This window comes from Mesorhizobium sp. M5C.F.Cr.IN.023.01.1.1 (genome assembly GCF_003997585.1).
GTDB classification, from domain to species: Bacteria; Pseudomonadota; Alphaproteobacteria; order Rhizobiales; family Rhizobiaceae; genus Mesorhizobium; species Mesorhizobium wenxiniae.
In genome coordinates, this window is the sequence record NZ_RZSU01000155.1 from 1 (window position 1) to 11979 (window position 11979).

General features: G+C 63.4%; 14 protein-coding genes. 5 read left to right on the top strand and 9 right to left on the bottom strand.

The features are described from left to right. Positions 1-914 (top strand): hypothetical protein (locus EOA78_RS32745; protein WP_245477929.1); only part of this gene is annotated, 914 nt, incomplete at its 5' end. A gap of 33 nt (positions 915-947) precedes the next feature. Here the strand turns inward: EOA78_RS32745 and moaB are convergent. From moaB to EOA78_RS32775, 6 genes are all read right to left on the bottom strand, one after another. After that, the gene (gene moaB / locus EOA78_RS32750) at positions 948-1505 is read right to left on the bottom strand and encodes a molybdenum cofactor biosynthesis protein B (RefSeq protein ID WP_127319593.1); all 558 of its coding nucleotides are present in this window, start codon (positions 1503-1505) and stop codon (positions 948-950) included. Further along, a complete protein-coding gene (locus tag EOA78_RS32755; RefSeq protein WP_127319595.1) occupies positions 1492-2394 on the bottom strand; it encodes a 4-(cytidine 5'-diphospho)-2-C-methyl-D-erythritol kinase in 903 nt (300 codons plus the stop codon). The genes moaB and EOA78_RS32755 overlap by 14 nt, the downstream gene beginning before the upstream one ends. A 25-nt stretch (positions 2395-2419) precedes the next feature. After that, positions 2420-2605, bottom strand: coding sequence for a hypothetical protein (locus EOA78_RS32760; protein ID WP_127319597.1), 186 nt, complete (start codon positions 2603-2605; stop codon positions 2420-2422). Positions 2606-2687: 82 nt separating this feature from the next. Continuing rightward, a complete protein-coding gene (locus EOA78_RS32765) occupies positions 2688-3554 on the bottom strand; it encodes a S49 family peptidase (protein WP_065006299.1) in 867 nt (288 codons plus the stop codon). A gap of 84 nt (positions 3555-3638) precedes the next feature. Further along, on the bottom strand, positions 3639-4439 hold the full coding sequence (locus EOA78_RS32770) for a tRNA1(Val) (adenine(37)-N6)-methyltransferase (protein WP_127319599.1): 801 nt from the start codon (positions 4437-4439) through the stop codon (positions 3639-3641). Then, complete coding sequence (locus EOA78_RS32775; protein WP_127319601.1) at positions 4439-4663, bottom strand: DUF2007 domain-containing protein; 225 nt, start codon at positions 4661-4663, stop codon at positions 4439-4441. The genes EOA78_RS32770 and EOA78_RS32775 overlap by 1 nt, the downstream gene beginning before the upstream one ends. A 162-nt stretch (positions 4664-4825) precedes the next feature. On the opposite strand from EOA78_RS32775, the gene EOA78_RS32780 reads away from it, so the two are divergent. Beyond that, entirely contained in the window at positions 4826-5842 is a 1017-nt protein-coding gene (locus EOA78_RS32780) for a polyprenyl synthetase family protein (protein ID WP_127319603.1), read from the top strand. Between the two features lie 41 nt (positions 5843-5883). Here the strand turns inward: EOA78_RS32780 and EOA78_RS32785 are convergent, their stop codons facing one another. Continuing rightward, positions 5884-7317: an MFS transporter gene (locus EOA78_RS32785; RefSeq protein ID WP_245477930.1), complete on the bottom strand. Its 1434-nt coding sequence runs from the start codon at positions 7315-7317 to the stop codon at positions 5884-5886. Between the two features lie 103 nt (positions 7318-7420). Between EOA78_RS32785 and EOA78_RS32790 the strand changes: the two genes are divergently transcribed. After that, positions 7421-8026 (top strand): TetR/AcrR family transcriptional regulator, encoded by a 606-nt coding sequence (locus tag EOA78_RS32790; protein ID WP_127319607.1) that lies wholly within the window; start codon positions 7421-7423, stop codon positions 8024-8026. Here EOA78_RS32790 and EOA78_RS38000 read toward each other — a convergent pair. After that, positions 7977-8417, bottom strand: coding sequence for a hypothetical protein (locus EOA78_RS38000; RefSeq protein ID WP_348628515.1), 441 nt, complete (start codon positions 8415-8417; stop codon positions 7977-7979). The genes EOA78_RS32790 and EOA78_RS38000 overlap by 50 nt on opposite strands. A 234-nt stretch (positions 8418-8651) precedes the next feature. On the opposite strand from EOA78_RS38000, the gene EOA78_RS32800 reads away from it, so the two are divergent. Continuing rightward, a complete protein-coding gene (locus EOA78_RS32800) occupies positions 8652-10427 on the top strand; it encodes a tetratricopeptide repeat protein (protein WP_127319615.1) in 1776 nt (591 codons plus the stop codon). A gap of 153 nt (positions 10428-10580) precedes the next feature. Further along, positions 10581-11537 (top strand): glycine--tRNA ligase subunit alpha, encoded by a 957-nt coding sequence (locus EOA78_RS32805; protein WP_206533548.1) that lies wholly within the window; start codon positions 10581-10583, stop codon positions 11535-11537. A 220-nt stretch (positions 11538-11757) separates the two neighbouring features. On the opposite strand, the gene EOA78_RS36640 is transcribed toward EOA78_RS32805, so the two are convergent. Beyond that, positions 11758-11979, bottom strand: a 222-nt coding sequence (locus tag EOA78_RS36640; RefSeq protein WP_206533547.1) for a hypothetical protein, incomplete at its 5' end; no start/stop codon positions are given.

The window sequence follows — 11979 nt, forward strand, 5'->3', positions numbered from 1 at the left end:
GCAGCCTGCTGCGCCGCATTACCGTGCGGATTCCAACCTATCTGTCGGATCTTCGCGAGAATCCGGCATGGCTGCCGATGTTCATGCTGGCGCGCACCATGCCGGCGCGGCGGTTGCATTGGCGTGGCGCAAAACCGGTTCGACCGGCACAAAAAGCCGAGGAGACGATGTTCACCGGCGTCGATCGTGATGCGGTGGTCGGCGCGCTCCGCTCGGACGGCCTCTTTTCCGGGCTTGCCCTGCCGTCGTCGGTCCACCAGGAGATCGCCAGCTTTGCGCAGCGCACGCCTTGCTTCGGCAATTTCGACCGACGGCTGGAGTTCCTGCCGGCCGAGCACGCCGACGCCGAGAAGCACTTCGGCCGTCCCTTGCTCAGCGGCCACTTTTTCGAGCGGATTCTCGACTGCAATGCTGCGCTTACCGTGCAGCGCGATCAGCTGCTTCTCGACATCGCCGCCCATTACCTCGGCAGCCAGGCGAAGCTGATCACCACGCGCGTCTGGTGGAGCTTTCCGACGAGCTCCGTCTCCGACGCCGAGAAGAACCTGGCGTCGCTTGGCAAATACCACTTCGATCTCGACGATTGGCGGATGCTGAAATTCTTCTTCTATCTCAATCCGGTCGATGCCGAGACTGGTCCGCATGTCTATGTCCGCGGCAGCCACAACCGCCGCGCCCTCAAGCACCAGTTGACGCTCCTCGTCGGCCATCCCGCGGAAGAGGTTCTGAACGTCTACGGCGCGCAGAGCCCGATTACGCTGACCGGCGAGGCAGGTTTGGGCTTTGTCGAGGATCCCTTCGGCTTCCACATGGGCACAGTGCCGACGCGCAAGCCGCGGCTGATGATGGAAGTCGGCTTCGGCGTTTCGCCGCCCTCGCGCCGGCGGTTCCACGGCGAGCCGGTTATTCGCTGAGTTTTGACCCCGAAACAGCCTTGGGAGCTTGGCCTAACTTGTCTTGGCGCCGCCGCGCCGCAGATGTTCGTCCAGGCGCGGCATGATCTCGACGAAGTTGCAGGGCATGTGCCGGTAGTCGAGCTGCGGCTTCAAAATGCCGTCCCAGGCGTCCTTGCAGGCGCCGGGCGAACCCGGCAGCACGAAAACGAAGGTCGCGTTGACGACGCCGCCGGTCGCCCGACTCTGGATCGTCGAAGTGCCGATCTTGTCGTAGGAAATGCGGTGGAACACTTCGGAAAAGCCGTCCATGCGCTTTTCGAAGATCGGCTCCAGCGCCTCCGGCGTCACATCGCGACCGGTAAAGCCGGTGCCGCCGGTGGTGATGACGACATCGATCGCTTCGTCCCTCGACCAGCCCAGAACCTTGGCTCGAATTTTTTCGCGGTCGTCGGTGACGATGTCGCGGGCGGCGAGTAAATGGCCGGTCTCCACGATGCGGTCGGCCAGCGTCTGGCCGGATTTGTCGTCGGCGAGGCTGCGCGTATCGGAAACGGTCAGCACCGCGATGCGCACGGGAATGAAGGAACGGCTCTCGTCAATCCTGGCCATGCGTGTCAGCCTCCGATGTCATGGTTCGCGTCGCGGCGACGAACCAGTCGGGATGGCGGCTGCGGATATCGACGGCCGCGCGCTTGGCGACATTGCCAGTCTCAAACAGCCCGAAGCAGGTCGCGCCGGAACCCGACATCCGGGTGAACCCCGCTCCAGCCTTGTTGAGCACCGAAAGCGCCTTACCGATGGCGGGTTGGATTGCCCGCGCCGCGGGCTCGAGATCGTTGCGCGTAATCTCCAGCCAGTTGCGGATGCTGTGGAAGTCGAGGTCGCGCGGCAGCGGCGGCAGGCCCTCATTGTGGCGATCAGAAAGCGCATTGAACACCTCGGCCGTGGAGACGGCGGTGCCGGGATTCACGAGGACCAGCCCGAGTGCCGGAAAGCCCGGCACGGCCGACAACTCGTCGCCAATGCCGCGCGCGATCAGCGGCTTTGCCGCAAGGCACATGGGAACGTCGGCGCCCAGCGAGAGGCCGATTCGCGCCAGTTCGGCGTCGTCGAGATCCAGCCTCCATATCTCAGCGAGCCCGCGCAACACCGTTGCGGCGTCGCTCGACCCGCCGCCGACGCCGGATGCGACCGGCAGGTTCTTTTCGAGCCTGATGGCGACCGGCGGCGTTTGCGCCGGACCGGCCTGCTTTCGCAGCGCGTCGCGCGCTTTGACGGCTAGATTGCTGTCGTCGAGCGGGACCGCGGAGACGTATCGGCCCGACGCGGAAAACCCGTCGCTGTCGGCAAGCTCGATCTCGATCCTGTCGCCGAAGCGCGTGAACACCGCCAGGCTCTCGATCATGTGATAGCCGTCGGCGCGCCTGCCGGTGACGTGCAGCGCGAGATTTATCTTGGCGTGCGCATGCCACGCCCGGACAGTGATGCCGGAATCCACGGGGTCAGTCGCGAGGGGGATGATGTCAGTCCTTGGCCAGCCGGTATTCGCCGGTCTTCGGGTCCTTGACCAGCGTGCCGATTGTGCCGTTGGTAGCCTGCTTTTCGGTGCGCCGTATCTTGGCCGTCACGCGCTCGGCTTCCCTGACGAAGGAGCGATAGCCGAAATAGGCGAGCAGGCCGACTGTGATGAAGAAAATGATCTGTAGCATGTCAAACTCCTCCCTCACAAGGCCGACTGCGGCGGCCGGTCGGGTCGGTCAAGCTTTCAAGTTAAACGCTTTTACCGGTTTTTCAAAGCCCGAAGCGCGCCCATAATGCGCGCTCTTCCGCCGCATCGATCACGCTGCTTGCGGCAGCCGCGGCGATCTCGGGCGCCGAAAAACCCGCTCTGCTCGAGCCGAACCAGCCGAACCGGCCGAACAGGCCACGCGGCGCCGTGATCAGTTTGAGCTGGGTCTTTGGCCCGAAACGGGTCTTCAGCACGCTGCGCATATCACCGAGCGCATCGACAAGGCCGAGCTCCAGCCCCTTCTTACCGGTCCAGAACAGACCAGTGAACAGGTCCGGGTCGTCCTTGAGCTTGGGGCCGCGCCGGTCCTTGACGAGATCGATGAAGGTCTCGTGGACATCGAGCTGCAGCGCCTTCAGCCGCTCGATATCTTCCTTCTTCTCGGGCTTGAACGGATCGAGCACCGCCTTGTTCTGGCCGGCAGTATGGACGCGGCGCTCGACGCCGATCTTCTTCAACAGCTCGGGAAAGCCGAACGAGGCCGACACCACGCCGATCGAACCGACGATGGAGGACGGATCGGCAAAGATCTCGTCGCCGGCGATCGCGATCATATAGCCGCCCGAAGCCGCCACGTCCTCGACGAAGACCAGAACCTTTTTGTTCTTCTCGGTCGCCAGATCGCGGATGCGTCTGAAGATCAACCGCGACTGCACTGGCGAGCCGCCAGGCGAATTGATCGAAATGGCGACCACGGGCGCATCGAAGGAAAACGCCTTCTCGATAGGGCCGGCAGTGGACGCGAGCGACAGGCTCGGCCGGAACTGGCCGCCGCCGGGCATGATCGTGCCGTGCAGCCGGATAACAGGAATAACGACGATGTCGGAGCGCCAGGATTTCGGCAGCAGGCGGTTTAGGAAGCGTTTCACGGGGTCTCCGGTCAATTGGCTTGAAGGCATGTAGGGATTCGCCGGCCAACGGCAATGCCCGCGCCGCTTGCTGGTAGAAAAGGCTCAGTCGCCGAACAGCGAAGCCAGCCCGTTGTTGATCATCTCGGTCCGCTCCGTTGGTCCGTCGCCCGATTGCGCATGCAGCATGAGCGGCGGGCGGATCGACAGTTTTCCGCGTGAGCCGAGTATTGCCCTGACGATGATGCGGATCGCCGCTGCTTCGGGGCGAGGGTGGACGGCCAGCAGCTCGGCGTCGCCGAAGCGGCCTGATATCGCATCGAGGATGGCGCCGAGCTGATCGGGCCTGGCAATCACGGCAAGACCGCCGCGCGGCCTGACCACAGCAGCCGCACTTCGGATCCAGCTTTCGAACAGCCGATCCTCCATGACATGCGCCGCCTTCCTGAGCGGGTCGGGCGTGGCGCGATCCTCGGCGGCGTTGAAGGGCGGGTTCATGATGACGAAATCGAAGGAGTTGTCGGCAAGCCCAGTGGCTGTTCGCGCTTGGCCCGACAGCGCAACATCGGCGGCGAGCACCGAGGCGCGGTCGTTGAGATGCGCATTGCCGGGATGGGCAAGCGTCGTTGCGGCGAAGGCTGCCATTTCCGGAGACCGTTCGATGAGCACGGCCTCGGCATCAGGACAGCGCGACAGCACGGCCAGGCCTGCGGCGCCAGCGCCCGCGCCGAAATCGGCAAGGCGCCCGGCGAAGGAGGACGGCACGGAGGCCGCTAGCATCATGGCGTCCATGCCGGCGCGATGGCCGGCTTGTTTCGGCTGCACCAGCCAGAACCGCCCGCGATGGAAGGCATCGACCGTATGGGCCGGCGTGTCCTGGACAAGGGTGGCGCGCGCCGCGGCCATTATTTCTGGCGCATCTCGTTGGCGATGCCGGCATCCGTCAGGATGCGCCGGGCCGCATCGGCCTGTTCGGCTTCGACCATGATGCGCCGGGGCAGGATGCCGATCGAACCGTCGAGCACGCTCATGTTCTGGTCGGCGACGAAACAGCCGATGCCGGCATCGCGCAACAGCGATTCGACAAAGGAGATGATCACGGCATCGTTGGTGCGGATAAGCTCTATCATCGGACGAAACTCGCAGGTTGCAGCGTCTATGTAAACGTGGATGGCTCCCGTCGCCACCTCGACCGCGCCAAATCGCCTCTTGCCGTGCCTGTGGCTACCGCCCTAGAGTCTGCAGCGGTATCGGGGTGCCGTCGTGCGCGTGACTTAAGACGGGAGTTTGTCGTGGGTGTCGTTCTCAACATCGAAAACGGGAAGCGGGAAGCCGCATCCATCAAGGATCTCATCGATCTGACGGCGACCGATATGGGGCGCGTCAACAAATTGATCCTGTCGAAGGCCGGTTCTGACGTCGAGATGATCCCGGAGATTGCCAACCATCTGATCTCTTCGGGTGGCAAGCGGCTGAGGCCAATGCTGACGCTCGCCTCAGCCCAGATGTTCGGCTATTCCGGCGAGGGCCATGTCAAGCTCGCCACATCAGTCGAGTTCATGCACACCGCCACGCTCCTCCACGACGATGTCGTCGACGAGAGCGGCATGCGGCGCGGCAAGAAGACCGCCCGCATGATCTGGGGCAATCAGGCGAGCGTGCTGGTCGGCGATTTCCTGCTTGGCCAGGCTTTCCGCATGATGGTCGATGTCGGTTCGCTGGAAGCGCTCGACATCCTGTCCAGCGCCGCTTCGATCATTGCCGAGGGCGAGGTGATGCAGCTCGCCGCCGCCAAAAACCTCGAAACCACGGAGGATGAGCATTTCGCGGTAATCAAGGCCAAGACCGCGGCCCTGTTCTCGGCCGCCGCCGAGGTCGGTCCGGTCATCGCCCAGGCGACGCGCAACGATCGCGCGGCACTGCGCTCCTATGGCATGAATCTCGGCCTTGCCTTCCAGCTGATCGACGATGCGCTGGATTATGGCGGCACCAGCAAGGATCTGGGCAAGAATGTCGGCGACGACTTTCGCGAAGGCAAGGTGACGCTGCCGGTGATCCTCGCCTACCGGCGCGGCACCAAGGCCGAACGCGCCTTCTGGAAGCGCGCCATCGAGGACAATGTCACCGACGACACCGGGCTGGAGAAGGCGATCGGATTGATGACCCGCCACGGCGCGATCGCCGACACCATCGGGCGCGCCGGCCATTTCGGCGAGATCGCCCGCGACGCGCTGGCGCCGCTCGAAGCGACGCCGCAGAAATCGGCGCTGATTGACGTCATCGATTTCTGCATCAGCCGGGTGAACTGAAGGACATCGCCGATATTTGGCCGGCACGGCGTCCGTCCGCGTCATTTTGGTTTCCCCGGAAGAACCATTGCAGCGAGCAGGCTGAAAACGATGCCGGCCGCAGCGAGCCAGAAGGCGACCTGGATGCCGTCGGCGATAGCGACCTTCAAGGCATCACCTGTCAATCCGCCGACATGTCGGTTGGCAATCGCGATCAACACCGCCATGCCGATCGCATTGCCGACATTGAGCATGGTGGAAGCCATCCCCGACGCGACACCTTGCTCGTCATGGGAAACACCCGAGGCGGCGGCGATCCACATCGCAGTCCAGACGATGCCTTGTCCCACGCCCGAGATGATCAGGCCGGGCACGAGGGACATATAGCTGCTGTCGGCGTTTGCGCCCGATACCATTAAGGCCGTCCCGATCGCGCCGACGACCATGCCGCCGACCAGCGTGGCACGCGTCGAAAACCACGTTGCCAGACGTTCACCGACCTGCGTGCCGGCCGCGATGGCGACCGATGGCACCAGGAACGCCAAGCCGGTCTGCAAGGCGGTGAAGCCATGCACGTTCTGCAGCAGCACTGTGAGGAAGTAGGGCAGCGCCCCGAACGTCCCCATGTAGAGGAAGGTGATCGTCATGCCGGCGACGAGGCTGCGGTTGTGGAACAGGCGCAGCGGCATCAGCGGGTCGGTGCTCCTCGCCTCTATCACCGCGAAGGCGGTCAGGAAAATTACCGCCAGCAAGGCGCTGGCGATGATCGCGGTCGACCCCCAGCCATATTCAGGCCCCTGAACCAACGTGAAGACGAGCAGGGTCGCGCCGGTGGTGACGGTCAGCGCGCCCGGCAGATCGAAGCTGCGGTGTTCGTGCCGCTTGCTGTCACGCGGAATGATGGCGAAAGCCGCGACGATGGCGACCCCAGCCAAGAGCACGTTGACATAGAAGACGGACGGCCAGCCGAAGGCGCTGGTAAGAAGCCCTCCCGCCAGCGAGCCGAGCGTCAGGCCGCTCGCTCCGGCGCCGCCCCAGACCGCGAGCGCGCGGTTGCGTTCCGGCCCCTCGGCAAACAGGCGATTGATCAGCGAGAGCGTGGCTGGGAACAGGAACGCGGCTCCGATGCCTTGCACCGCACGGGCCGCGATAATGACTTCCGGCGACCAGGCGAGGCCGCCGACCAGGGATGAAAGCGCATAGAGCCAAAGCGCGAAGATGAAAACGCGGCGCTGGCCGATCAGGTCGGCAGCCCGGCCGCCGAACAGCAGGAAGCCACCGGTGAATACGGTGTAGGCGCTGACCACCCACTGCAGGGTCTGGCCCGAAAAGCCCAGCCCCGCGCCGATTTCCGGCAATGCCACGAAGACGATGTTGAGGTCGAGTGCGATGATGAGCTGCGCGAAGGCGAGCAATGCCAGCGTGGCGCCGCGCTTCGCGCCGATTCCTCCTGTTGCCGCGGCGCCCAACGGCGCGCCTTGATCGAGTGAACTCATGTCAATCTCCATGTCGACGATTGTTTATCGATCGACAAAGAATTGGGTTTGCAATCCGAAGTCAAGCGGATTATTTGTTGATTGATAAAAAATGGAGGTTGCAATGGCGGGAAGGCCAAGGGAGTTCGATCGGAATCAGGCGCTGGAGAAGGCCCGCGACGCCTTCTGGACGCGCGGCTATGAGGGCACCTCGATGGCCGATCTCGTGTCGGTGCTTGGTCTGGCCTCGCCGCGCATTTATGCGGCGTTCGGCTCGAAGGAGAGCCTGTTTCGCGAGGCGGTGGCGCTTTACGAAGCCAATGAAGGCGGCTTCGCCACTCGGGCGCTGGCGGAGGAACCGACTGCTCGACGGGTCATCGAGCGGATGTTGCGAGAAGCCGTCGAGACCTACACCAGGCCGGGGCGGCCGCAGGGTTGCATGGTCGTGTCGGCCGCGACCAACTGCGCCGTTGAAAACGACAATGTGCTCCACTGGCTGGCGGAGCATCGCCTGGCCCGCACCGCATCGATTGTCGAGCGACTGAAGCAGGGCGTCCGCGACGGAGAACTGCAACCGGGTACGGACGCCGAAACGTTGGGCGATTACTACGCAACGCTGATGCACGGCCTCTCTGTGCAGGCACGCGACGGCGTGCCGAAAGAGCGGCTGCACGCTCTGATCACCGTGGCGATGCAGTCGCTGGACGCAAAACTTTCGGGGAAACCGTGAATTTCATCGCATAATGGATGGGCCGGCCTGTGCAGCGCGGCCACGGCAAGCGGATACCTGTATACAGAAATCCGGCCTGCCGCAGAAGCCTTCGACCGAGCATGGCCTGCTCATTTGGGTTTATCAGCCGATCTTTTCGGATTGACTTCTGGCGTCGGCGGGTCAGGTGTTTGTGTGGCGACCGGCTTTGGCGGTTCCGGTCCGTGGCCGGCGCTTCTGGGCTGCCCTTGGCGAGCGCGACCGAGATGCCGAAAACCTTCCATTGACGGTCCACCGGCGCAAACAGCAACTCGAAATTGACCTGCATGGGGACGGAGAGAAAGAAACCGGCCATGTGCAGCATGCCGTTGGGCTCGATCTGCGGCAACAGAGTGAGTTGCGGCTCCAGCACGGCGCATCGGGGCGCCGGTGCTGCAGCAGGACAAGCCGGCGGTCTGCTAGGCCGGCAAAGTGCGATCTACGGCCACGGTCGGCTGCCCTTGGCGTGCTTTGTTAATCGCATGACCCGATTGTGAATTCGGGCCGGGTTGAAGCATGACCCCAAAAAGGCCATGCTTTACCCTGAAAAGATCGAGTCTACGGCGATCCCGCTGACGCGGGCATGGCTTTGACTGAAAGGGATACGATGCGGCAAGGATGTGCGCGCTGGCTAACAGGGCTGGCAATTGTGACGGGCATGGCGATCTCCGGTCTGCCGGCCCTAGCCAAAGAGACCACCGAGCCAGTCAATATCACGTCGTTCTCGGGGGCCTATCTTGCCGCGCGGGTCGCCGAAGGCGACAATGATCTCGACAGCGCCATCGCCTACTACAAGCAGGCGCTCGCCTTCGCTCCCGGTGATACCTCCTTGCAGCAAAGCCTGATGCTGTCGCTGATCGCGCAAGGGCGCTTCGAAGAATCCCTGGTCTATGCCGACAAGCTCAAGACGGTTCCCGACGTCGAGCGGTTCTCGCGCCTGGCGCTGGCCGTCGGCTCCTTTCACAAGAAGGATTTCACCAAGGCCGAATTCTGGCTCAAGCTCTCGCTCGAATCCGATCTCGACCGGCTGATTTCCGGCGTTATGACCGGCTGGGCCAAGCAGGGCGCCGGGGACGCCAGCGAGGCCATGGCCTCGATCGACAGGCTGCAAGGGCCGGACTGGTTCGGCCTCTTCAAATCCTTCCATCGCGCGCTGATCGCGGATGCGTCGGGCTTGCCCGAAAAGGCGGATGCGATTTACGCCGCGACCCTCCAGGACACCGCGACCGGTAGCGCCGCACCCGAAACATGGATGCGCAATGCGCAGGCCTATGCCTCCTTCCTCGCCCGCAAGGGCGACAAGGACAAGGCGCTGTCCGTGCTCGATCAGGCCGAGGCATTTGCATCCGGCAAGGTGGAGATATCAGCGCTTCGCGACAGGATCACCAAGGGCGAGAAGGTCGAACCCTTCGTTGCCGGCCCGTCCGACGGCGCCTCGGAAATTCTGCTCGATCTCGCCACCGCGCTCAATCGCGGTGGCGGCGAGCCGTTCGTCCGCCTCTATCTGCAATATGCCCTGGCACTGAAGCCTGACAGCGACGCGGCCCTTGTACAGCTAGCCGCCGTTTCCGAGCAGTTGAAGGACGGCGAGGGCGCCATCGCTTTCTATCGCCGCATTCCAGCCAGTTCGCCACTGAAGGAGCTTTCGGAACTGCAGCTCGGTCTCAACCTTGCCGATCTCGACCGCCATGACGAGGCCATCTCCCATCTGAAAGCCCTTGTCGAAGCGCATCCCGACGACATGCGCGCCTATCAGGCGCTCGGTGGCGTCTATGCCTCGAAGGAGGATTTCCGCTCCGCGGCCGGTCTCTATGACAAGGCGGTAGCGATGCTGACGACCCCGACCCGCGCCGACTGGAACATTTTCTACCAGCGCGGCATCGCCTATGAGCGGCTGAAGGAGTGGCCGAAGGCCGAGCCGAATTTCCGCAAGGCGCTGGAATTGTTCCCCGACCAGCCGCAGGTTCTGAACTATCTCGGCTATTCCTGGGTGGACATGAACATCAACCTCGAGGAAGGCCTTCAGATGATCCAGAAGGCCGTCGACCTCAAGCCGAGCGACGGCTACATCGTCGATTCGCTGGGCTGGGCCTATTTCCGCCTGGGCAGGTTTGAAGACGCTGTGCGCGAAATGGAGCGTGCCGTGTCGCTGAAGCCGGAAGATCCGGTGCTGAACGATCACCTCGGCGATGCCTATTGGCGCGTCGGCCGCAGGCTGGAAGCCACCTTCCAGTGGAACCAGGCCCGCGACCTGAAGCCGGATCCCGACGTGCTCGCCGCGTTACAGCAGAAACTGCTGAAGGGCCTGCCGCCGATCGAATCCAACACGGCGCAGGAAACCCCGAAGGTCAAGCCCGAACCGGCGCCCGCGCCGAAGGGCTGACCCTTCGCCTTGACGCTTGGCGGGCGGCGCTCTAGAGCCTGATCCCGAAAAGTTGCAGACTTTTCGAGCAAGACCATGCGGCCTGTTCCAACAACAGGTGCCGCATCCCGCCGCTCCGTCGAGGCCGCCGTGACCGTTGATATCCCAGACCATATGCATCCCAGCCGCTCGTTCCAGGGGCTGATCCTGACCTTGCATAACTACTGGGCCGACTATGGCTGCGTCGTTCTCCAGCCCTATGACATGGAAGTCGGCGCCGGCACGTTCCACCCGGCGACGACACTGCGCGCGCTCGGGCCAAAGCGCTGGAACGCGGCCTATGTGCAGCCCTCGCGCCGGCCCAAGGACGGGCGCTACGGCGAGAACCCGAACCGGCTGCAGCACTATTACCAGTATCAGGTGATCCTGAAGCCGAACCCGCCTAATCTGCAGGAGCTCTATCTCGGCTCGCTGGCGTCGATCGGCATCGATCCGCTTCTGCATGACATCCGCTTCGTCGAGGACGACTGGGAAAGCCCGACGCTCGGCGCCTGGGGGCTGGGCTGGGAGTGCTGGTGCGACGGCATGGAAGTGTCGCAGTTCACCTATTTCCAACAGGTCTGCGGTATCGAATGCGCGCCGGTGGCGGGCGAGCTCACCTACGGGCTGGAGCGGCTGGCCATGTATGTCCAGGGCGTTGACAATGTCTACGACCTCAACTTCAACGGCCGTGACGGCGCCGACAAGGTGACCTATGGCGATGTCTTCCTGCAGGCCGAGCAGGAATATTCGCGGCACAATTTCGAATTCGCCAACACCGCGATGCTGCTTCGGCATTTCGAGGACGCCGAAGCCGAGTGCAAGGCGCTGCTCGAAGCGGGTCAATACCGCTTCCCAGACGCATACAAGGACAATCCACTTTACGGGAAGTTTGGCGCTTCGCAGCCGCACCGGATGGTATTTCCCGCCTACGACCAGTGCATCAAGGCCAGCCACGTCTTCAACCTGCTCGACGCGCGCGGCGTGATTTCCGTCACCGAGCGGCAGAGCTACATCTTGCGGGTGCGCAATCTGGCGAAGGCCTGCGGCGAGGCGTTTTTGCTGACGCAGGCAGGCGGACTGGCGGCTTAGCTCCAGAGGCAATTTGCGATTTCGACTGAAGCGCTGATTGGCAGTACGCGTTGGCCGCTGGAACCAGCCATCGTCCGCAGCGCCTGTCTAACGCCAGGCATCGTGAACGTGCCATGAGCCTGCGCCGCGAAACAGGCGCTGAGCGCGAGGATCTGCAGGAATGTCGATGCCGTCTTCATGGTCGTTCAGCCAATAGTTCTCTGCCTGAGCGTTGGTCGCTTCAGCGCTGCGTTCGGTTCATGGAAATCTGTGATCCAAGGACGGATAGCCCCGCTTCGACCCGACAGGCAGCGGAATATTTTTGGAAATCGTCGGTGGATGCGCCGATTGCATGGGGAAGGGTGACAGCGGCCAGCCGAGTTGCTATGCCCCTCTTTACCTCCCCCTCGATGGGGGAGGTCGCCGCGAAGCGGCGGGTGGGGGTGCCGGGGCGATTTGCCAA

Coding starts and splice junctions, on each gene's coding strand:
- moaB (WP_127319593.1), bottom strand. CDS start 1,505: ATGGCCAGGATTGACGAGAGCCGTTCCTTCATTCCCGTGCGCATCGCG.
- EOA78_RS32760 (WP_127319597.1), bottom strand. CDS start 2,605: ATGCTACAGATCATTTTCTTCATCACAGTCGGCCTGCTCGCCTATTTC.
- EOA78_RS32770 (WP_127319599.1), bottom strand. CDS start 4,439: ATGGCCGCGGCGCGCGCCACCCTTGTCCAGGACACGCCGGCCCATACG.
- EOA78_RS32775 (WP_127319601.1), bottom strand. CDS start 4,663: ATGATAGAGCTTATCCGCACCAACGATGCCGTGATCATCTCCTTTGTC.
- EOA78_RS32785 (WP_245477930.1), bottom strand. CDS start 7,317: ATGAGTTCACTCGATCAAGGCGCGCCGTTGGGCGCCGCGGCAACAGGA.
- EOA78_RS32790 (WP_127319607.1), top strand. CDS start 7,421: ATGGCGGGAAGGCCAAGGGAGTTCGATCGGAATCAGGCGCTGGAGAAG.
- EOA78_RS32800 (WP_127319615.1), top strand. CDS start 8,652: ATGCGGCAAGGATGTGCGCGCTGGCTAACAGGGCTGGCAATTGTGACG.
- EOA78_RS32805 (WP_206533548.1), top strand. CDS start 10,581: ATGCATCCCAGCCGCTCGTTCCAGGGGCTGATCCTGACCTTGCATAAC.